Raw genomic sequence first — 19,657 nt, forward strand, 5'->3', positions numbered from 1 at the left:
GTCGTCTCGCTCTCGGCCGTCACACCACGGTGAGCGGCAAAGGTTTTCCACGGTCGGCGAACTCGAACCGCGCGCCGGTGCTGAACCGCGTCACCGCCACCTCGGCGCACTCGCGAAACGGTGTGTCGGCGAGCCGGAAATCGACAGTCAGCACGCCGCCCTCGGCGTCGGCTGCCGCGGCGAACCAGCGCGGGTTCACCGCGCGGGCGAGCGCGTCCAGCGGGGCGAGGTGGTCGGGGGCGAGCATGGCGGGCCACGCGCCGTCGGTTTCGGCGCCACTTTTGCGCGGAATGCGCAGGCGGACAGCGTCGTTCGCATAGTCGATGGCGATGCCGGTGTAGGGCAGAGGATTCAGCGCCGGATGCGCCGCGAGCACCGTGGCGAGAGCCTCCGCGTCGTCGCCGAGCCGCAGACAGCGGCGGATTCGGTCGGCGGTGAGTCCGGCGATGCCGGTGAACTGCTTGCGCGCGATCGCCGCCGCGCTCGGCGCGTCGGCCCTGGCCCGCACGGCGAGCACGAAACCGAGGGTGAGCAGATGATGCTGGAGGCACACCTCCTCGGCGATGCGCACCAGTGCGGAGTGCGAGAAGTCCGCGAAGCGCAGGTCGCTCAGCAGCGGTCCCGCGTAGTCGGACAGCCCGTCTTCCGCGGGAACGATGGGCGCCAACTCCATACGGGCCGCAGCGGAATCGGCGACGAGCCCGGCGTCGCGCGGTATCGGCGGCGGCTCGTGCGCCGGATCGATGGTGACCCGCCAGGCGCAGACCGGCGTGCGGTCCGCGGGATGGCGGGGCGGGCGGTGGATGGGGCGCACCTGCGCGTGCGGATTCGTCGCCAGTGCGGTGGCGTCGAAGGTCGGGTCCTCGATGTCGTGGCACATCGAGACGACGAAGTCCTCGCCCATCGGCTCGACATCGGCCAGCGCGCCGCAGTGATCGAGCCAGAACTCGCCGTGATCGCGATCGTCCACGCGGAAGCGGAAATCCATGAACTGCGGCGGCGCGCCGATGTCGAGCTGCAACCCCTTGAAGATGGTCGGCACGTCGTCGCCAGCGAAACCCAGCGCCCGCTGCATCCTGCGCGTGTACACCGGGCTGGCCAGCTGCCACTCCTCGATGGCGACCTCCGTCATGCCCGTCCTGCCGAACGCGGCGATGGAGTGCGCCATTCCGGAACGGTCGATGAGATGCCCGCACAGCAGCAGTTCGGGCACCAGCGCCGCCAGCGTCTGCCGGGAGAATCGCGCGTAGCGGCTCGGTGTCGTGCTCATCACCGTCACCAGAGCGGGGCGGGCGCTTCGCCGACGCCGTACCAGCCCGGCAGCGGCGTACCGGAGGTCGAGCGGGCGATCCGCTGCTGCATGCCGGGGGTCAGCGCGTTGTTCGTGATCATCTCCAGGAACAACGCCGAGACGTTGCCGAAGTCGAAGAAGTCGCGCTGCCACGACCATTGGAAGTCGCCGCCGTAGCGGAACCAGCTGCCGCCGATGCCTTCCGGGCTGTACGGGCGTCCGTCGGGGCGTTGCGCGTCGGCGACCTGCTTCCAGAAACCGATCACCGTGCCGGACCGGTCGTCGACCACGAACTCCTGATACGGATAGGTCCAGCCCTCCAGACCCGTCATCTCCTGGCCGAGGGCGATATCGCGGATCTCCTCGCGCCCGACGGCCATGAATTCCTGGGCCGGGCCGTAGTTCCAGCCGTAGGTGGCGTCCACGGTGTACATCTCGGCGAGGGGCTTCCAGTCACCCTTCTCCTCGCAGCGCTGGTTCTCCAGGACCCAGCGCCGGATCATCTCGTCGAGCTCGGCGCGGTCGTAAGTCGCCATCAGTGTGCACCTTTCGCGGCGTGGTCGTTCTCGTCGTCGGTGAGGGAGAGCGCCCTGGTCGGGCAGTAGCGGATCGCGCTCGCGACCGCGTCGCGCTGCGCCGGATCCGGGCTGGGATCGAGGATCTCCACGTGGCCGCGCTTGGGCACGGCGAAGACGGCGGGCGCCTCGGACTGGCAGACGGCGTGACCCTGGCACAGATCGAGGTCGACGGAGATCTTCACGGCGCTCTCCCCTCGCCCGCACCGGACACCCTGGCTGTCATCACACACCTCGATTTCGAGAACAGGTTCATCCAGACCGGCTGCGACGGATACAACCGTTGAGACAGATAGCTGGACATGTGTCTGGACAGTACCACCGTGCTGGTCGGCCAACAACGGTTTCGACGACAAGCGCATCGGCGACCGAAGCGGCGATTCAGGACCGCGGGCGCGACGAAACCACCGCTACCGGATTCCGTCGCCTCGGGTTTGCGGGCCCGACGGGTCACCGACCGAGACAGTCAGCCCGTCCAAGATCACGACGCGTTGCCAAAACCGTTATCACACAGCGATGTTCGCGCATCTGTACTTGCATCTGTATCGAACACCGACCTACACTCGGCCCGAAAGCAGAGGAGCTTCACCGAGCCCGTGCCAGCGTTGCCACGAGACTCCTCGCAACATCCCGAAGGTCTTTGACATGGATCAGCCGCTACATCGCTCCCGCCGGCTCGGCGTCGCCGATATCGCCGCCGTCTACGGCACCGACGCACTGCACCGACGCATCGCCCAGTTGCGCGCCCGTGGACAGCACTATGCCGCCGTCGCGATAGAACGCGAGATCCGCGGCAGCGCAATGGAAGACGGCTCCGGGTAGGCCGCTGCTCCCGCGGCGGGGACCGGAACGGGCGACTCGCCCCTTCCGACCGGCTCGCCTCCGGCCCGCGCTCGGTCCGGCTCCGATCGAGCGCGGGCACCGGCAAGCGCGCGAAGGCCCGAACGACTTCCGCCGCGTCGATCGACGACCGGCACCGGCGACGGGCACGACCGGACCATCCTCGGCGAGAGGGTTCAGCTATGCGCGACTCGCCTCCCACCGTCCCGGACACTTCGCGCGGGAGACCGCCGCGCGGTGGCACTCCGTACCGCGCACGCCTCGATGCCGTCGCCGATGCCTTGCATCTGGGGCCTCGCACAACGGTGCTGCGGTGCAATTGATCTCATCGAACACTCCCCATGCCGATAACCGTTTCGTATAGTGATGCAACAATTCGGGCGCTGTTCTATGACGTCCGATGTGGCACTGGAGCACTACGAATGACCTTCACCGCGCTGGACCTGTCCGCCGACCCGTCCACCACGGCGCTCGAAATCGGCGGCCAGCCGGCGTCGGTACCGCTGCAGAACACCGACGGGGTGGCGTCGCGGATGGTCGGCTACTTCGCCACCTGTGTCGCCCCGTGCCGCACGCTGCCCGGTGAGCAGATGCGCGGCGACGTCACCAAGGTGACGCGATTCTGCCTCACCCTGGCCGCCGAGATGTTCGATCGCAGGACCGTGCCCGACGACGACCAGCTCGGCGAGGTCAGGGAGGCCGCTGCCCAGTGGGCGCGCGAAGCGGTGCCGCTCGGCACCATCCTGCGCGCCTATCACGAAGGCCTGCGCATCGCGTTCGGCTTGATCACCGAGAGCGCCAAGGCCGACGATGTGGACGAGGTGATCGTCGCGACCGATCTGGTGCTGGAACTGCTCGAGGTCATCACGGCCGCGGTCTCCGACGCCTACGTCGACGAGCAGCATCTCGTCGCCCGCGAGCATCAGACCGCCGCGCAGACCCTGGCCTCCGCGCTGCTGAGCGGGCGCGGCAGTTCCGCGCTGGCCAGGCAGGCGGGTATCCCGATCGCGGAGTCGTATCAGGTGGTGGCGCTCTCGGTGCCGGAGCATCCGGACGAGCGCGATCCGCGGATCGACGCGCAGGTGGCCGCGCGCCGCAAACTACGCCGACTACAGTCCGAACTGGCCACCGTCTTCCGCTCGCGCGTGCTGGCCCTGCTCTCCACCAAGGGCGGCACACTGCTCATCCCCGTGGGCGAGGACATCCCCGAGCTCACTCCCGAACTCCTCGACACTCTCTCCGCCGGGGCCGAGGTCCCGCTCACCGCCACGGTGATCGTCGGCGACACCGATCGGATCCCGGATTCCGCCGAGCAGGCCCACGAGCTGCTGAATCTGGTCCGGGTCGGCGGCCGCTCCGCCGGGCTCTACCAGATGTCCGATCTGGCGGTGGAGTACCAGCTCACCCGCGGCGGACCCGCCGCCCGCCGGATCGCCACCATCCTCGACCCGCTCGACGCGCACCCCGAACTGTTCGACACCATGCGCGCCTACCTGGGCAACGACATGAACCGGCAGCTCACCGCGCGCCAGCTGTACGTGCACCCGAACACCGTCGACTACCGGCTGCGCCGCATCGCGCAGCTGACCACGATCGACCTGGCCACCTCGGCGGGCATCTCGCAGGCGGCCATCGCCCTGCTGGCCAGGGATCTCGACCGCAGCGTGGCGCGGCGCTTGTAGTCGCGCGGCTTCGGCACAGGCCGCGAAACGCCTCCAGCGGCGCGACGCCGACGGCCCGCAGTACGCCTGTTGTGGCACGACCGCGCAACGATGCGGATTCGTGCTGGTCACACGGTCCCGAACTTGCGATCCTGGAACCCCGTGAGTCTGGATGGTGAAAAGTATGCGAATCGCGGAGATCTTGCGCAGGAAAGGTAGCGAAGTCGCCACGGTGCCGCCCGACACGACGGTGCGCAGTCTGCTGGCCACGCTGGCCGAGCACAATATCGGCGCGGTGGTCGTCTCCCCCGACGGGATGCGAATCGCGGGCATCGTCTCCGAGCGCGATGTGGTGCGTCGCTTGCACGAGCTCGGCGCGGACCTGCTCGACACGCCGGTCGCGGACATCATGACCGTCGAAGTCCGCACCTGTGTCCCCGACGATCACGTCGACAGCCTGCGCCGGATCATGACCGACCACCGGATCCGGCACCTGCCGGTGGTGCGCGACGACGTGTTGATCGGCATCGTCAGCATCGGCGACGTGGTCAAGAGCGCGATCTCGGAGCTCGCGACCGAACGCCAGCACCTGGTCGACTATCTCCAGGGCCGGTACTGAGCGAACGGCGCTACAGCGCCGAGAGGTCGCCGAGGTCGGCGGACAACCAGCGCTCAGGTCGCATGTACACCGCGACCTGCTCGCCGTACGCCTCTGCCGCCCGCAGATAACCGTCGACCTTGTCCGGCGGCAGGTAGCGGGCGACCATCTCGCGGTGCAGCTCGTCGGTCATCGGCGTGATCCGGGTGACCGGCCCCTCCACACTGACGTAGCGCACCGTTGGCTCCAGGCGCTGCACCATCAGGCTGAAGCGGCCGGTCTGCCGGATGTACCGCATCTTCTCGGACTCCGGGCCGGTCAGCACCCACACCTCGGCGCCCGGCGAGTACTGGTACCAGATCGGCACGTTCAGCGGACCGCGATCCTGGTCCGTCGTGACGGCCAACGCCGCGATGTGCGGCTGCGCGAGAAACTGTTGACGCTCATCTTGGCTCAACGGCATGGGCTCCAGGCTAGCGCGTGAAACACGTTGCCCACCTGAAACCTTCGATCACCGTACGAAATGTGCGTATCGTTGAATGGTGTCCATGGCATCGGCGTGAAGGGAGCGTCACGTTGCGGTCACCCGCGCCAGGCTCGCATTTCACCCGCTTCCCTGCCGCGCGCGGACACTCCGCCGGCCACCGGATTCCCGCTTCGCCCCCGCTCCTCTCCGCCAAGGTACGCGCGCTGTTCCCCGCGCTCGCCGAAGCGAGCGAGGTCTACCTGGACAGCGCGGCCACCACGCAGAAGCCGCTGCCCGTCGTCGAGGCCATCCACCGCTACCACTCCTCGCGCACCGCCAATGCCGGTCGCGGCACCTACCCGTGGGCGACCGAACTGACCGCGCGGATCTCGGATGTGCGCGCCCGCACGGCCGCGTTCCTCGGCGCCCGGCATGCCGACGAGGTGGTCTTCACCGGCGGCGCGACCGCCGCGCTCAACGCCGTCGCACTGTCCTGGGGGCTCGCCGAGCTCGCCGACGGCGACGAGATCCTCTACAACCCGCGCGATCACGCCTCCGCGGTGCACCCGTGGCACCATCTGCGCGGCCTGCTGGCTCGGTTCGGCCGCCGCGTGGAGCTGATCCCCTATCGGACGACCGAACTCGGCGAAGCCGACCCCGCCGACATCCTCGCCAAGGTCACGCCGCGCACCCGGCTGATCGTCACCAGTCACCTGCACCACGTCTTCGGCGCGGTGACGACGCTGGAGGAACTGCGAGGGCGCATCGATCCGTCGGTGCTGCTGTGCTTCGACTGTAGTCAGAGCGGCGGTCACCTCCCGGTGGACGTGACCGAGCTCGGCGCCGATTTCGCGGTCTTCGCCGCGCACAAGATGTTCGGCGCGCCGGGCACGGGAATCCTCTACTGCCGCAGACGGATTCACGATCGGCTGCTGCCTTTCCTGCCCGGCGGCAATTCGGGGGTGCGGCTCACCGAAGCGGGGCTGGTCGGCGGCGCGATGCCGGAGCTGCTCGAGGGCGGCACCCATAACATCCCGGGCATCCTGGCCCTCGGCAGCGCGCTCGACGTGCTCGAATCCTTCGGCCTCGAGGCCATCGCCGCGCACAATCGCGAGCTCACCCTGCGGCTCCTCGACGGGCTGCGCGCGGTGCCCGGACTCGAATTCCTCCCCGGTCCCGCCTACGCGCCCTGCGCCGTCGGATACGGCATCGTCTCGTTCCGTCTCGCCGGAATCACCGCGGCCGACGTGGGTTTCGTGCTCGGCCAGCTGGGTTTCCTGGTGCGCACCGGCCTGCACTGCACCCCCGCGGCCGACCCCGGTGCCGACGACCTGGACTCGGTGCGGGTCAGCACGCACGTCTACAACACCCTCGACGAGATCGACCGGTTCACCGCCTGCGTCACCACGATCGCCGAGGAGGTCACGTGAAGACCGACACCCCGCGCTACGACCGGAGGGCGGCGTCCCGGGTCATCGCCGGACTCGCCCAGCCGGGGCTGTTCGACGACGTGCCGGTGCCGACCGGTCCCCGCCATTCCGAATTCACTTGTGCCGCTTTGGTTCCCGAGGAAGGCAGCCATCTGACCTATTCGCAGCGGCTGTACCTGGAGCGTTTCATGCGGCCGTGCCACCCACGGCAGGTGACCAGCGCGACCCACCGCATCGCGTGGACCGACAGCGATGGGATCCCCAACACCGGGCACTTCCGCTCCGACGGCCTGGGGCCCCTGGTGCCGATCGCGGTGCGCGAGACCGTCCTGGCGCTGTGGCACGCGCTGCGCGCCGACACCGGGCTGGTGCGCCGCGCGGAGCGACTCGGCCCCCGCGACCGCGCCGTGCTCGAGGGCACCACCACCGACCACGACCCGCTCGAGATCTTCCGCGTCGGCATCGAGGCGACCGGCCGCGCACTGGCCCAGCACGCCCTGCTCGCCCGCCAGACGCCCTACCGCGATGCGGTCGAATTCGCCAGGGGCATGCGGGATTCCGGGCTCTTCGCGGCGATCGCGACGCGCTGGTTCTGGGAATTGCAGGCCTCCACCTACCGGCGCGGAATGATCCCGGTGACCCTGGCCACCCAGCCCGACGGCACCGTGCGCTACACCGCCGACGCGGTGGCCACGCTGCGTGCCATGAAGGACGCCACCATCGCCGACGCGCACACGGTGATGCGCCGCGCGACCACCGGCGAGGGCCTGAGCGTCGCCGATGCCATCGCCAAGTACCACGAGGATCTCGACCTCATCTCCCGCCAGTACGCGCTGCTGCCGCCGGGCACCCGCCCCGCCTGCCTGGCCGCGATGCCGCATCAGCTCGACGGCGTGCACTACAGCTTGCTGCCCATGGTGGTCGACCGGTTCGTCGAGGTGTTCGCCGAGATCGTGAGGGGTTGCCGCCCTGTCGAGGTCGCCGCGACGCTCGACGAACGCACCGCCGACGATCCCGCGACGGCCGACGACCGGACCTTCTATGTACCGGACATGAACTGCAAGCACTGTGTTCGCACCATCACCGGCATTCTGGAGTCGATGGGCCTGGTCGTCGCCGAGGTCGATCTGATCACCAAGCGGGTGACCGCCGAGTTCCGCAGCCCGCGCAACCGGGCGCGCGCGTTCGAGGCGATCCGCGACGGCGGTTACAACCCCGTCGCGGAGCGGCCCGAGCCAGCCCACGCCGAAATCGCCTCCCAGCCTTCGGAATCCGCGGTATGACGGCGCCGCTACCGGCGCTACCCGCGAAGATCCACCCGCTGGTTCGCGCCTTCCTCGACACCCGCGACGCCCTGGACGAGACACTGATCCGGTTCGGCTCGCCCGTGCATCTGGTCTTCCCCCAGGTCTTCGCCCAGAACTTGAAGCAGTTGCGCGCGGTCCTCGATCAGGAGCGGACCGGGTATCGAATCTGCTACGCCCACAAGGCCAATCAGTCACGTGCCTTCGTCCGCACCGCTGAGCACGCGGGCATCGCCATCGATGTGGCCTCGCCGCAGGAGCTGGCCAGCGCGATCGGCGCCGGGTTCGGGCCGATGCGAATCGAGGTGACCGGACCGAAGGGCGAGGCGTTCCTGCGCACGCTGATCGAGTGCGGCGCGACCATCAACGTGGACAACCTCTGGGAGTTGCGCCGCATCGCCGAGCTCGCCGGTGAGCGCGCCACCGTGCCGGTGCTGCTGCGTGTCTCCGGCTTCCCCGGCTCGCCGCTGAGCCGTTTCGGGGTTCCGCTCGAGCACGTCGACCACGCGTTGGATCTGCTCAGCGCCCATCGCGGCCGGATTTCCTTCCTCGGCTTCGCCTTTCACATCGATTCCGGCGAGAACGCCGAACGGGTGCGCGCGTTCGACGCCTGCCTGACCTTGATCGAACGGGCGTACGCGCGCGGGCTTTCACCCCGCGTGCTCGACCTCGGCGGCGGTCTGCGCCAGGTCTTCACCGCCGACGCCGATCGGTTCGACGGCTACGTTCGCGCGTTGCGCGAGGCGCTGCTCGGCCGTGGCGATCCGATGAGCTGGGGCGACAATACCTTCGGCTATCACATCGATGACGCGGCGGTGCACGGCACGCCGGTGTTCCACAAGTACGCCAACACGATTCCGGCCACCCGGATGCTCGGCGACCTGCTCACCGCACCCCTGGAGCGGCACGGCGGGCGCACGGTCGCCCAGGTCGCCGCGGACAATCTGCTCGAGCTCTGGCTCGAGCCGGGCAAGGCCCTCGTCGACCATGCGGGCGTGACGGTGGCGCGGGTCGAGTTCGTCAAGGAACTCGGCGACGGCACCCTGCTGGTGCACGTCGACCTCAGCCGCGACGCGGTGACCCCGGCCGACCAGGAGGTGATGGTCGACCCGATCGTCCTGCCGAGCGCCGCGCACGACTCGGGCCCGATGAGCGAGCGGTACGACGAGGGCGCGCTCACCCCGTTGCGTTCGGCGGCCGACACCGCGCCCGCGCTGCGGCCGGTGCGCGAAACCGGGCCGGTGGGTGTGTATTTCGCCGGACGGCTGTGCCTCGAGCGCGACCTCGTCACCAATCACAAGGTCTGGCTTCCGCAGCGTCCCAGGTCCGGGGATCTGGTCGTGTTCCCGAACACCGCCGCCTACCACATGGACCTGTCGGCGGCCTCCGCCTCGATGCAGGCGCCGCCCCCGAAACTGGCCGTGGCCCACCGCGCGGGCAGTTTCCAGGTGAGCCGCGACGTCGACTACGAGCCCCATATCCCGGTGGGTCCGGCGCCCGCCCGGCGGACTCCGCCCCGAGCACCGCGCCGGACGCCGGTGCCGCGCGAAACCGAGGCGCCCTGATGCTCTACGGCCACATCACCGAACTGATCGGCAACACGCCGCTGCTGCGCCTCGACCCCGCGGTGCACGGGCTCGCGCACGTCGAGCTGTACGCGAAACTGGAGTCGCACAACCCCTTCGGCTCGGTCAAGGACCGCGTCGCCTGGGGCATGATCCGCGACGAACTCAATGGCATCACCGCCGCGGGACAGACCTTGATCGAGGCGTCCAGTGGCAACACCGCCAAGGCGCTGCGCGTGCTGGGGGCGCTCTCGGGCGTCGGACTGCGGGCGGTGACCAACCGGATCAAGGTGGCCGAGGTCCGCGATCTGCTGCGGCTGCTCGGCACCGACATCGTCGAGCTACCCGGGCTTTCCGAGTGTCCGGACCCGACCACGCCGAACGACGTGTACTCCGTGATCGAGTCGACCATGGCGAAAGAGCCCGGCGTCTATCACCATCCCTCGCAGTACACCAACGAGAAGAACGTCGAGGCGCACTGCCTCGGGACCGGACGGGAGATCCACGAGGACCTGGCGGCCGAGGGCATCGACCGGGTGGACTATCTGGTCGGCGGGCTCGGCACCACCGGGTCCACCCGCGGCGCCGCGACCTATCTGCGCAAGCACAATCCCGAATTGCGCACGGTCGCGGTGGTTTCCGAGCGCTCGGACTTCATCCCCGGTATCCGCTCGGAGACGGAGATGTGGGACGTGGGGCTGTTCCAGCCCGATTTCTACGACCGCATCGTCAGCGTCGCCTCGGGCGACGCCGTCGACGCGACGCTGCGACTGGCCACCGGATACGGCGTGCTGGCGGGGCCGACCAGCGGCGCCGCCTACGCCGCCGCGTTGGAAACTTTGGGCGCGCTGGATCTTTCGGAGCGCGACGCGAACGACCCTGTGGTCGCGGTGATCATCGTCTGCGATCGCCTCGAACCCTATCTCTCGTATCTGCAGAAGCGCAGGCCCGAGTTGTTCGGCAGGCCGGATCGCCGAAGCGAGCCGACCGCCGCCGAACTCGCCGCGACGCCCCGGCTGACGCCCGCCGAGGTCGCGGAACTGGATCGCACCGGACGGCCCACCATCGTCGACACCCGCGGCGCGATGGCCTACCGGATCGGCCACGTGCCCGGCGCGGTGAACATCCGCGACGATCAACTCGAGGACATGCTCACCCACGGCGTCCCGTTCCCGCGCTCGCGACCGGTGGTGTTCGTGTGCCCGGTCGGTGAGATCTCGCTGCGTTTCGCCGCGCTCGCACGGCGCGCGGGATACGACGCGGTGAGCTTGGACGGCGGCATCGTGTCCTGGCGCGACGCCGGGATGGCGCTGGAAAGCGGGGCCTGAACGGCCGATGCCCGGCAGGCATTACTGTGAATCGGTGCAGACAGGCCAGGAATCAGAGGACGCCGGTCCCCGCATCTGGGGCGGGACGACGCTCACCGAACGCCGGGAGGCGCGGCGCTCCGCGCTGCTGGAGGCCGCCCTGGATCTGATCGGCGAGGCGGGGGCCGCGGGCGTCACCATGCGCGCGGTGTGCCGCCGCGCCAACCTCACCGACCGGTACTTCTACGAGAGTTTCAGCAGCCGCGACGAACTGCTCGACGTGCTCTACCGGCAGATCGCCGACGAGTTCCTGGAGCCGATGACCGCGTTCACCTCGGCCGACGACGCGTCCAGGGACCGGGCGCTCTCGGAGATCCTCGTCGACAAGGTGCTGGAAGATCCCCGCAAGTCGCGCCTGTTCCTGGTCGAGCCGTACTCCAGCACCGGCCTCGGCCAGACCACCATCGCCGTGATGCCCGCCTTCACCCGGCTGATCCAGGACCACCTGTTCGCCCACATCGCGGACCCGGTCCGGCGCAGACTGGCCGCGGTCAGCATGGCCAGCGGCAATGCGGGCATGTTCTCCGCGTGGCTGAACGGTTCGCTGCGCGCGACCCGCGAGCAGATCGTGGAGCACTGCGTCGCGACCCTCACGGCGTACCGCTCGATCTACCCCGCCTGATCCCGGAATCCCCACGGCCCGCCGCCTCCCCGAGGCGCGCGGGCCGTTGTCGTCCGCGACCTCGTTTCGGGACGAGCATTTGACGGCAGGTGCCATCACTTCTAAATTGATGGCACCTGCCATCAGATGAAAGGCACCGTCGCCATGACCCTGTTCAATCCGAAGACCGACACCTTCGCGGAGTTCGACCCGATGACCCAGCGATTGCTGACCTCGCTCGTCGGCTTCTTCGAGAGCAAGGGCAAACAGGCGCTCACCGCCGACGCGCACCGCGGCGAGTGGTACGACGACTGGATGGTCTTCTTGCGGAAGTCGAGAATCCTCGCCTACATGGCCACCCCGAAGGCGCACGCGGGCGGCGATCCGGACAAGCGCTGGGACACCGCCTTCATCTCCAAGTTCAACGAGATCACCGGCTTCTACGGCGCGCAGTACTGGTACGCGTGGGGCGTGTCGACCCTCGGCCTGGCCACCATCTGGCAGAGCGGCAACGACAAGGCGCACGCCCGCGCCGCCGAGGAACTCGATCGCGGCGGCATCGTCGCCTTCGGCCTGTCCGAAAAGGACCACGGCGCCGACATCTACTCCACCGACATGCTGCTCACCCCCGACGGCGCGGGCGGATTCACCGCCAACGGCGGCAAGTACTACATCGGCAACGGCAACGTCGCGCGACTGGTGCCGACCATCGGCCGCCGCACCGACATCGAGGGCCCGGACGCGTACGTCTGGTTCCTCGCCGACAGCAGCCACCCCCGCTACACCCTGGTCAAGAACGTCATTCACGGCCAGAACTACGTCAGCGCCTACGATCTGGCGGATTACCCGGTCACCGCCGACGACGTACTGCACACCGGCCGCAAGGCCTTCGACGTCGCGCTGGCCGCGGTGAACTGCGGCAAGTTCAACATCGGCATGGTCACCCTCGGCATCGTGCAGCACTGCTTCTACGAGACCGTCGACCAGGCCGCGGGGAAGATCTTGTTCGGACATCCGGTCACCGACTTCGGTCAGGTGCGACAGATACTGTCCGACAACTACATTCGCATCACCGCCATGAAGCTCTATCACGAACGAGCCATCGACTACATGCGCGAATCGACCCCGGAGGACCGGCGTTTCGTCATGTTCAACTCGATCGGCAAGATGAAGGTGACGCGCGAGGGCGAGCGCGTCTTCCGCGAACTCTCGGATGTCATCTCCGCCAAGGGTTTCGAGAAGAACACCTACTTCGCGGTGGCGCGCGGCACCATCGACTCCATGCCCCGCCTGGAGGGCACCGCGCACGTGAACATGGCGCTCACACTGAAATTCCTGCCGAGTTTCCTCTACAACGCCGCCGACTTGCCGCCGGTGCCGGTGCGCCGCGACGCGGGCGACGACGAGGCGCTGTTCCGCCAGCCCGGCGCGGCCGGGCTCGGCAAGGTGCGTTTCGCGGACTGGCGGCCCGCGTTCGCCGGCTATCGCCACCTCCCGAATGTCGCGCTGTTCCTGGAGCAGGCCGAGCGGTTCGTCCAATTCCCGGTACAGGCCCCCGCGACCGACGCGCAGCTGACGGACCTGGACTATCAGCTGGCCGTCGGTGAGTTGTTCACGTTGCTGCCCTACGGCCAGCTGATCCTGGAGCAGGCCGCGATCGCGGGCACGCCCGACGACCTCGTCGACGCCATCTTCGAGTTGTTGGTCCGCGACTTCTCGGCCTACGCCCTCGGGGTCTTTGCCAAGGCATCTTCCACTGTGGCGCAACAGGAATGGGCCCTCGGCTCGTTGCGCAAGCCGATCTCCGACGCCGGGCGCGCCGACCGCGTGTACGCGGAGGTGCTCGGTCATGCGGGCGCGTACCGGATGAACCCGTAACTCGCGCACGTCCGTGGCTGCCCGCCGGGCGACGCGCGAGCCCGACCGGTCAGGACGACTCGCGCTCGACGAGCTGGGCGAGCCGCTCGAGATCGCCTCGAAGCGCGCGGGAACGGTCGCGGTGGGCGGGGACGAACCGGTAGATCACCCGATCGAGCCAGACCGGGAGCGAGAGCACTCGGAACGTCTGCTCGATACACGTCCCGTCGGGAGTAGGGCGCAGCCGGAAGCGCCATTCGGAGTTGTCGCCCAAGGCGCCGTCGGTGACCCACACCAGCTCCCGCGGCTTGTCGGCGACCGTGCAGGTGCACAGCCGCCGCCAGCGCCAGAGACCCGACTTGCTGCTGCCGCGGAAGCGAGCGCCGACCTCGGCGCGGGTGCTGCCGCCGAGCCACTCGGCGCCGCGGCATTCGTGGCTCCATTCGCCGACGCGGGTGACGTCGGCGAGCACCGCCCACACCGCGTCCGGCGGCGCGGCGCAGAACACTTCGTTCCTGCCGCCCAACGGCACGCGCAGCGGGGAGAATTCGGCGGTGTGCCAGCGCCGGAACGCGGCCCTGCGATACCGCCTGATCATGACGTGCAGCATCAGCCAGCGCGGCACCGCGGGAACCATCTCGCCGATCGCGGCGGTGTCGTCGGGCGAGGCGCCGTCCACGAGGAACAGCCCCTCGTCGAACCGCTCGATCGGGCCGAGCGGTTTGAGGTTGTGCTCGTCGGCCCAGTGCCGCCATTCGCCCTCGGTGATCGCGGTCGAGACCACCGGCATCATCTGGCGCTCTTCGCGTTCCAGGTGCGGGAGCAGTACGGCCTCCAGCTCGTCGAGCGCCGCGAGAACATGTGCGCGAGCCTCACCGGCGGCCCGGTAGGCCACCGCGGCGTCGACCAGCCGATCCATGGCGGGCACGAGGGCGCGGTGGTCGGCGTTCATCCGATCGAGCAGCTGCACCGCCGCCGGGTCGTGGTCGCGGACCAGCGGGTAGAGGTGTTCGTCCTCGGATTCGTGGAGATGGCGCAGGAAGCGCATGATCCAGAGCAGATGCTCCGCGATCGCGACGCGTTGTTCGTCGAACGGGTAGGGCCAGGCGCTCAGCGCGTTCCTGGCCCGGAGCAGGTCACGGCGCAGCGCCGAGTGCGCGACTCCCATCGCGCGGGTGTCGGCGGGTCGTTCCAGGTCTGCGGAGTTGGTCATATGGATTACTCCTCGGCGAGGTCGAGCAGCCGAATCACGGTGTCGGCCGCCCAGTTTCGGTATGTGGCGGGTGTCCACGCGGACTCCTCGGTGAGCGCGAGGTAGACCTCGCCGCCGAGGACGGCGTGCAGCGAGGCTGCCTCGGCGTCGGTGACGGGCCTGCCCGTCACCGCCTCGAGCCCCGCCCGCATCGACGTCGAGCGATCCGCGCGGTCGCGGGCCGCGAGTGCCGCCAATTCCGCGTCGACGGCCGCGGCCTGCACCAGCACGCGGTGCAGTGCGGCCGATCTCCGGTTCACGGTCTCGAGCAGGTTGGCCAGCTTGGCGGCGCGCTCGCGGACGAGACCGGCCGCGATGGCGTGGAATTCCGGCCGCTCCAGCAGGGGCACCGGCTCGTCGTCCCCGACAACGGCCACGTCGAGCACCACTTTCAGGATCTCGCGCTTGTTGCCGACGCTGCTGTACACCGTCTCCACGGCGCAGCCCGCGCGTGCGGCGATGTCGCGCATCGATGTGCCCGCCCACCCGCGGGCCACGAACAATTCGGCGGCGGCGGCGAGCACCGCCGCCCTGGTCTCGCCTGCCTTGGCCTGACGCAGGGTGGAGCGATATCGCCGCGTGCTAGTGGCCATACTCCATTGTCGAACGGGCCTGTATTCGACACAAGGTCGTTCCAGCGAATTATTCGTTCGTCGTCACTCGCGACGCACCCGGCGTTTCGAAAGTCGCTACCGAAAAGTGGCCTGGCACACGTAGGCTGACGTGTTCTGGTGTCGAGGGCAGGAGTGGAGGCATGACCGATCCCGTGCGTGGATTGACGGGAACGATCACCACGCCGATCCGCGGCGCCGGGACATTGGGAGAGGTGCTGGTCGCGATACGCGGGGGGACGGAGTTGTATATCGCGCGGGCCGCGGAGCCGATCGGGACGGGCGCTACCGTGCTGATCGTCGAGGCGCATCCCGGACGCATCGTCGACGTCGTTCCCTGGATCCCGCTGATATCGGAGCAGCAGGAACACTGAAAGAGCAAGGGAGACAGACGTGCTGGGCTACCACGTACCAGACCCGGACGAGGCGATGCTGGTCAGCGGCGCCACGAGCAAGGACAACGCGCCGTTCAAGGTGATCATCGGCCGCGGCGCCTGGGTGGTTCCTATGTTCCGCAAGGTCAGCTATTTGTCGCTGGCCATGTTCGAGGCGGAGATCAAGGAACGCTGCGTCACCAAGCAGGCCATCCAGCTGGATGTGCGGGCGGTGATCGCGTTCAAGGTCGCCAACGACACCCAGTCGATCGTGAACGCCGCGCAGCGCTTCCTTTCCGAGCAGGAACGGGAGATGTCGGTCCTGACCGGCCGGATCTTCTCCGGTCACCTGCGCTCGATCGTCGGCTCCATGACGGTCGAGGAGATCATCAGGGAACGCCAGAAGCTGGCCGACGAGGTACTGGTCGCCTCGAAGGTGGAGATGAGCAATATCGGGCTGTGGGTGGATTCCTTCCAGATCCAGTCCATCGACGACGGCAATCTGGGCTACATCAACGCGCTGGCCGCGCCGCACAATGCCGCGGTGCAGCGCGACGCGCAGATCGCCCAGGCGCAGGCCGCGCAACGGGCCGCGGAGGCCGAACAGGAATCGCTGCGCAGGCAGGCCGAATACCAGCGCGAGACCGCCATCCTGAAGGCCCAGTACCAGCGCGATATCGACAAGGCCAACGCCGAGGCCGCGCAGGCGGGTCCGCTGGCGGAGGCCATCGCGATGCAGGAGGTGCTCACCGCACAGGCCGAGCAGGCGCGCAAGGAGGCACACCTGCGCGAGCAGCAGTTGCAGGCCGAGGTGGTGAAACCCGCTCAGGCCGAGGCGGATCGGGTGCGCATCCTGGCCGAGGCGGAAGCCGATCGCACCAGGATCCAGGCCGAGGCGGCGGCCTCCAACAACCGGATCGCGCTCGATCAGCTGCTCATCGAACAGCTGCCGGAAATCGTCAAACAGGCCTCGAACGGGCTGGCCAACGCCAATCTCACCGTGCTCAACGGACCGGACGGCGTCGGCGAATTGGTGAATGGAATGGTCGGCCAGGGACTCACCGTGTTCAACTCTCTGCAAAAGGCGCTTTCGAACAACGAAGCGGATAATGGGAGCTAAAGTGGCCGGGTAGCGACGGCGGCGAGGAGCGGGTGTTGGTGTCCATCGGGAAATTGGTGTCGTTCGACAGCTCTCGGGGGTTCGGGTTCATTCGACCGGAAGACGGTGGACCGGATGTGTTCGTGCACGTGAACGACATCGGACTGGACGAGGACGAACTGCGCCAGGGCCGGGTCTTCGAATTCGATGTCACCGAGGGCGACCGGGGTCCCAAGGCGGTCAACCTCAGCGCGGTCGGCGGAGCGTCCGCCGCAGCGCCCCGCCACAAGAAGGACAGGTCGTCGACCGGCCAGCTCACCGCCGCCGAGCACAAGCGCCTGATCACCGAACTATTGCTGGACGCCAGCCCCGCGCTCACCGCGGGCGAGATCCTCACCATCCGCGACCGCCTCACCGCCTTCGCCGATCAGCACGGCTGGTTGGACTGACCCGGCGCCCGGCGGTAACCACACGCTCCTCCGCGCCGACAACGCCCAGCTGGCGGTCCCAGCCGGGGAATTGCCGGTGAACAGCGCACGCCCGGACCGCGAAGTCCGCCTCCTTGTCGTACCCGAGCTCTACGATCGACCGGGACGACCCGCTCCGCACCGATGAATTCGCGTCGGCCACGACGTCGACACGGGTGAAGGACCAGACCCGAGGAGGAACGTGTGGACCTACCGGTGATGCCACCCGTCCGGCCGATGCTGGCCAAGACCGCGCCGTCCGTACCGCGCGAGCCGGGGCTGAGCTACGAGCCCAAATGGGACGGATTCCGTTGCGTGGTGTTCCGCGACGGCGACGAGGTCGAGCTCGGTTCCCGCAACGACCGCCCGTTGACCAGGTATTTTCCCGAGGTCGCCGAACTGCTGAAGCAGGCGCTGCCCGACAAGTGCGTGGTGGACGGCGAGATCGTGGTGGTCACCGAGCACGGCCTGGATTTCGACACCTTGCAGAACCGGCTGCACCCGGCCGCGTCCCGGGTGAACAAGCTGGCCGTGGAGACCCCGGCCAGTTTCGTCGCCTTCGACCTGCTCGCCCTCGGCGACAAGGATCTCACCGGCGAACCGTTCGCCGAACGCAGGCGGCTGCTGGAGACGATCCTCGACACCGCGCTCGCCCGCGTCCACCTGACCCCGCTCACCCGCGATCCGGACGTGGCCGAGGACTGGTTCACCCGGTTCGAGGGCGCCGGTTTCGACGGGGTCATGGTCAAAGCCGACGCCCAGCCCTACCAGCAGGACAAGCGGGTGATGCTGAAGGTCAAACACGAACGCACCGCCGACTGCGTGGTCGCGGGATTCCGCTGGCACAAGGACGGCGAGGGCGTCGGCTCGCTGCTGCTCGGGCTGTTCGACGACGAAGGCCAGCTGCACCACGTCGGGGTGGCGAGCAGTTTCACCGCGGCCAAGCGCAAAGCCCTCGTCGAGGAGCTGAAACCGTTGCGAGACAACGCCTTGGCGAACCATCCGTGGCGGGAGTGGGCCGATGCCGCCGCGCAGGCCAAGGCGGAGGGCAAGATGCCGGGCGGGGTGAGCCGCTGGACCGGGGGCAAGGACCTGTCTTGGGAGGCGCTGCGGCCGGAGCTGGTCGCCGAGGTCCGCTACGAGCACGTGCAGTCCGGCCGGCTGCGCCACGGCGGCAGGCTGGTGCGGTTCCGATCGGATCGCACACCGGATTCGTGTACCTACGCCCAGCTGGACGAGGTGGCGCCCGCCGAGCTCGGCGCCATCTTCGCCGAGGCCGAGGCGTCCCGATGAGCGCGTCGGTGGACATCGAGGTCGACGGCAGAACCGTCACCATCAGCAATCCCGACAAGGTCTACTTCACCAAGCGCGGCGAGACCAAGCTCGACCTGGTGCGCTACTACCAGGCGGTGGCCGAGCCGTTCCTCGGCGTGGTGCGGGACCGGCCGCTGCTGCTGGAGCGCTACCCGGACGGAGCGTCGGGCAAGTCGTGGTTCCAGAAGCGGGTGCCCAAATCCGCGCCCGACTGGCTGCACACCGTCGAGGTGTCCACTCCCAACGGCACCACCAGCGACGCGCTGGTCGCCCACGATCTCGCACACGTGCTGTGGGCGGTGAACCAGGGCTGCCTCGGCTTCCACGTCTGGCCCAATCACGTCGCCGATCTGCGCATCGCCGACGAACTGCGCATCGACCTCGATCCCTCCCCCGGCATCACCTTCGACGACCTGAAGCATGCCGCGGTGCTCACCAGGGACCTGTTCACCGAACTCGGCATCGAGTGCCGGATCAAGACCTCCGGATCGCGCGGCCTGCACATCTACGTCGCGCTCCAGGAGAAATGGGACGGCTACCAGGTGCGCGCGGCCTCGGTCGCACTGGCCAGAGAGCTCGAGCGCAGACACCCCGATCTGATCACCGCGCAGTGGTGGAAAGAGGAACGCGGCCACCGGGTGTTCGTCGACTTCAACCAGAACGCACCGCACAAAACGGTGTTCGGCGCGTGGTGCGTGCGCCCGAAGGTGGGCGCGCAGGTGTCGACGCCGATCTCCTGGGACGATCTGGCCACCGTCGCGCCGGACGAGCTGACCATCGCGACCGTGCCCGCCCGGCTCGCCGAGCGCGGCGATCCCTGGGCCGACCGAGCGCCGCAGTCCATCGAACCGCTGCTCGAGATGTCCGACCGCGACATGGCCGCAGGCCTGATGGACGCACCGTGGCCGCCGCAGTATCCGAAGATGCCCAACGAGCCGCCGCGCGTCCAACCCAGCCGGGCGAAGAAACCGGACTGAGGGCCCGG

Annotated in this window: 20 protein-coding genes; 14 read left to right on the forward strand and 6 right to left on the reverse strand. The window is 68.6% G+C overall.

Annotated elements, in window-relative coordinates:
• Nucleotides 1–19: 19 nt before the first annotated feature.
• Genes AC3EO7_RS15650 through AC3EO7_RS15660 form a run of 3 tightly spaced genes read right to left on the reverse strand, consistent with a single transcriptional unit; the run spans nucleotide 20 to nucleotide 2,051 of the window.
• Complete coding sequence (locus AC3EO7_RS15650) at nucleotides 20–1,270, reverse strand: hypothetical protein (protein WP_435591569.1); 1,251 nt, start codon at nucleotides 1,268–1,270, stop codon at nucleotides 20–22.
• Nucleotides 1,271–1,275: 5 nt separating this feature from the next.
• Nucleotides 1,276–1,827 carry a Cif family virulence factor gene (locus AC3EO7_RS15655; RefSeq protein WP_435591570.1) on the reverse strand — a complete coding sequence of 184 codons (552 nt, stop codon included), beginning with the start codon at nucleotides 1,825–1,827 and terminating at the stop codon, nucleotides 1,276–1,278.
• Nucleotides 1,827–2,051, reverse strand: coding sequence for a ferredoxin (locus AC3EO7_RS15660; protein ID WP_435591571.1), 225 nt, complete (start codon nucleotides 2,049–2,051; stop codon nucleotides 1,827–1,829). Before AC3EO7_RS15660 ends, AC3EO7_RS15655 begins: the two co-directional genes overlap by 1 nt.
• A gap of 460 nt (nucleotides 2,052–2,511) precedes the next feature.
• On the opposite strand from AC3EO7_RS15660, the gene AC3EO7_RS15665 reads away from it, so the two are divergent.
• From AC3EO7_RS15665 to AC3EO7_RS15675, 3 genes are all read left to right on the forward strand, one after another.
• On the forward strand, nucleotides 2,512–2,688 hold the full coding sequence (locus tag AC3EO7_RS15665) for a hypothetical protein (protein ID WP_435591572.1): 177 nt from the start codon (nucleotides 2,512–2,514) through the stop codon (nucleotides 2,686–2,688).
• 440 nt (nucleotides 2,689–3,128) lie between these two features.
• Nucleotides 3,129–4,388 (forward strand): PucR family transcriptional regulator, encoded by a 1,260-nt coding sequence (locus tag AC3EO7_RS15670; RefSeq protein ID WP_431970255.1) that lies wholly within the window; start codon nucleotides 3,129–3,131, stop codon nucleotides 4,386–4,388.
• A 163-nt stretch (nucleotides 4,389–4,551) separates the two neighbouring features.
• Nucleotides 4,552–4,986 carry a CBS domain-containing protein gene (locus tag AC3EO7_RS15675; RefSeq protein ID WP_435591573.1) on the forward strand — a complete coding sequence of 145 codons (435 nt, stop codon included), beginning with the start codon at nucleotides 4,552–4,554 and terminating at the stop codon, nucleotides 4,984–4,986.
• Between the two features lie 10 nt (nucleotides 4,987–4,996).
• Here AC3EO7_RS15675 and AC3EO7_RS15680 read toward each other — a convergent pair whose 3' ends face one another.
• On the reverse strand, nucleotides 4,997–5,428 hold the full coding sequence (locus AC3EO7_RS15680) for a pyridoxamine 5'-phosphate oxidase family protein (RefSeq protein ID WP_435591574.1): 432 nt from the start codon (nucleotides 5,426–5,428) through the stop codon (nucleotides 4,997–4,999).
• Nucleotides 5,429–5,541: 113 nt separating this feature from the next.
• On the opposite strand from AC3EO7_RS15680, the gene AC3EO7_RS15685 reads away from it, so the two are divergent.
• The 6 genes from AC3EO7_RS15685 to AC3EO7_RS15710 all read left to right on the forward strand — a co-directional run bounded on the left by AC3EO7_RS15685 (nucleotide 5,542) and on the right by AC3EO7_RS15710 (nucleotide 13,576).
• The gene (locus AC3EO7_RS15685; RefSeq protein ID WP_435591575.1) at nucleotides 5,542–6,861 is read left to right on the forward strand and encodes an aminotransferase class V-fold PLP-dependent enzyme; all 1,320 of its coding nucleotides are present in this window, start codon (nucleotides 5,542–5,544) and stop codon (nucleotides 6,859–6,861) included.
• Entirely contained in the window at nucleotides 6,858–8,144 is a 1,287-nt protein-coding gene (locus AC3EO7_RS15690; protein ID WP_435591576.1) for a heavy-metal-associated domain-containing protein, read from the forward strand. Before AC3EO7_RS15685 ends, AC3EO7_RS15690 begins: the two co-directional genes overlap by 4 nt.
• Entirely contained in the window at nucleotides 8,141–9,730 is a 1,590-nt protein-coding gene (locus tag AC3EO7_RS15695; RefSeq protein WP_435591577.1) for an alanine racemase, read from the forward strand. Before AC3EO7_RS15690 ends, AC3EO7_RS15695 begins: the two co-directional genes overlap by 4 nt.
• Complete coding sequence (locus AC3EO7_RS15700; protein WP_435591578.1) at nucleotides 9,730–11,058, forward strand: pyridoxal-phosphate dependent enzyme; 1,329 nt, start codon at nucleotides 9,730–9,732, stop codon at nucleotides 11,056–11,058. The genes AC3EO7_RS15695 and AC3EO7_RS15700 overlap by 1 nt, the downstream gene beginning before the upstream one ends.
• Nucleotides 11,059–11,092: 34 nt before the next feature.
• Nucleotides 11,093–11,719: a TetR/AcrR family transcriptional regulator gene (locus tag AC3EO7_RS15705; RefSeq protein WP_431970262.1), complete on the forward strand. Its 627-nt coding sequence runs from the start codon at nucleotides 11,093–11,095 to the stop codon at nucleotides 11,717–11,719.
• A 144-nt stretch (nucleotides 11,720–11,863) separates the two neighbouring features.
• Complete coding sequence (locus tag AC3EO7_RS15710; RefSeq protein ID WP_435591579.1) at nucleotides 11,864–13,576, forward strand: acyl-CoA dehydrogenase family protein; 1,713 nt, start codon at nucleotides 11,864–11,866, stop codon at nucleotides 13,574–13,576.
• 49 nt (nucleotides 13,577–13,625) lie between these two features.
• On the opposite strand, the gene AC3EO7_RS15715 is transcribed toward AC3EO7_RS15710, so the two are convergent.
• Together AC3EO7_RS15715 and AC3EO7_RS15720 are read right to left on the reverse strand one after the other, a co-directional pair.
• Nucleotides 13,626–14,768, reverse strand: a complete 1,143-nt coding sequence (locus tag AC3EO7_RS15715) for a hemerythrin domain-containing protein (RefSeq protein WP_431970264.1) — start codon at nucleotides 14,766–14,768, stop codon at nucleotides 13,626–13,628.
• Between the two features lie 5 nt (nucleotides 14,769–14,773).
• Nucleotides 14,774–15,400 (reverse strand): TetR/AcrR family transcriptional regulator, encoded by a 627-nt coding sequence (locus tag AC3EO7_RS15720; protein ID WP_431970265.1) that lies wholly within the window; start codon nucleotides 15,398–15,400, stop codon nucleotides 14,774–14,776.
• Between the two features lie 161 nt (nucleotides 15,401–15,561).
• On the opposite strand from AC3EO7_RS15720, the gene AC3EO7_RS15725 reads away from it, so the two are divergent.
• The 5 genes from AC3EO7_RS15725 to ligD all read left to right on the forward strand — a co-directional run bounded on the left by AC3EO7_RS15725 (nucleotide 15,562) and on the right by ligD (nucleotide 19,649).
• Nucleotides 15,562–15,792, forward strand: coding sequence for a hypothetical protein (locus AC3EO7_RS15725; protein ID WP_068064169.1), 231 nt, complete (start codon nucleotides 15,562–15,564; stop codon nucleotides 15,790–15,792).
• Between the two features lie 19 nt (nucleotides 15,793–15,811).
• The gene (locus AC3EO7_RS15730; RefSeq protein ID WP_431970266.1) at nucleotides 15,812–16,912 is read left to right on the forward strand and encodes an SPFH domain-containing protein; all 1,101 of its coding nucleotides are present in this window, start codon (nucleotides 15,812–15,814) and stop codon (nucleotides 16,910–16,912) included.
• A gap of 32 nt (nucleotides 16,913–16,944) precedes the next feature.
• A complete protein-coding gene (locus tag AC3EO7_RS15735) occupies nucleotides 16,945–17,340 on the forward strand; it encodes a cold shock domain-containing protein (protein WP_431970267.1) in 396 nt (131 codons plus the stop codon).
• A 222-nt stretch (nucleotides 17,341–17,562) separates the two neighbouring features.
• On the forward strand, nucleotides 17,563–18,651 hold the full coding sequence (locus AC3EO7_RS15740) for an ATP-dependent DNA ligase (RefSeq protein ID WP_431970268.1): 1,089 nt from the start codon (nucleotides 17,563–17,565) through the stop codon (nucleotides 18,649–18,651).
• Nucleotides 18,648–19,649, forward strand: coding sequence for a non-homologous end-joining DNA ligase (gene ligD / locus AC3EO7_RS15745; RefSeq protein ID WP_431970269.1), 1,002 nt, complete (start codon nucleotides 18,648–18,650; stop codon nucleotides 19,647–19,649). Before AC3EO7_RS15740 ends, ligD begins: the two co-directional genes overlap by 4 nt.
• The last annotated feature ends 8 nt before the right edge of the window (nucleotides 19,650–19,657 follow it).

The sequence above is a fragment of the Nocardia sp. bgisy118 genome (assembly GCF_057708605.1).

What these genes read in the sequence shown, in the direction of transcription:
- AC3EO7_RS15665 (WP_435591572.1), top strand. Translation starts at nt 2,512, where the DNA reads ATGGATCAGCCGCTACATCGCTCCCGCCGGCTCGGCGTCGCCGATATC.
- AC3EO7_RS15715 (WP_431970264.1), bottom strand. Translation starts at nt 14,768, where the DNA reads ATGACCAACTCCGCAGACCTGGAACGACCCGCCGACACCCGCGCGATG.
- AC3EO7_RS15650 (WP_435591569.1), bottom strand. Translation starts at nt 1,270, where the DNA reads ATGAGCACGACACCGAGCCGCTACGCGCGATTCTCCCGGCAGACGCTG.
- AC3EO7_RS15675 (WP_435591573.1), top strand. Translation starts at nt 4,552, where the DNA reads ATGCGAATCGCGGAGATCTTGCGCAGGAAAGGTAGCGAAGTCGCCACG.
- AC3EO7_RS15700 (WP_435591578.1), top strand. Translation starts at nt 9,730, where the DNA reads ATGCTCTACGGCCACATCACCGAACTGATCGGCAACACGCCGCTGCTG.
- AC3EO7_RS15725 (WP_068064169.1), top strand. Translation starts at nt 15,562, where the DNA reads ATGACCGATCCCGTGCGTGGATTGACGGGAACGATCACCACGCCGATC.
- AC3EO7_RS15655 (WP_435591570.1), bottom strand. Translation starts at nt 1,827, where the DNA reads ATGGCGACTTACGACCGCGCCGAGCTCGACGAGATGATCCGGCGCTGG.
- AC3EO7_RS15670 (WP_431970255.1), top strand. Translation starts at nt 3,129, where the DNA reads ATGACCTTCACCGCGCTGGACCTGTCCGCCGACCCGTCCACCACGGCG.
- AC3EO7_RS15720 (WP_431970265.1), bottom strand. Translation starts at nt 15,400, where the DNA reads ATGGCCACTAGCACGCGGCGATATCGCTCCACCCTGCGTCAGGCCAAG.
- AC3EO7_RS15680 (WP_435591574.1), bottom strand. Translation starts at nt 5,428, where the DNA reads ATGCCGTTGAGCCAAGATGAGCGTCAACAGTTTCTCGCGCAGCCGCAC.
- AC3EO7_RS15710 (WP_435591579.1), top strand. Translation starts at nt 11,864, where the DNA reads ATGACCCTGTTCAATCCGAAGACCGACACCTTCGCGGAGTTCGACCCG.
- ligD (WP_431970269.1), top strand. Translation starts at nt 18,648, where the DNA reads ATGAGCGCGTCGGTGGACATCGAGGTCGACGGCAGAACCGTCACCATC.
- AC3EO7_RS15695 (WP_435591577.1), top strand. Translation starts at nt 8,141, where the DNA reads ATGACGGCGCCGCTACCGGCGCTACCCGCGAAGATCCACCCGCTGGTT.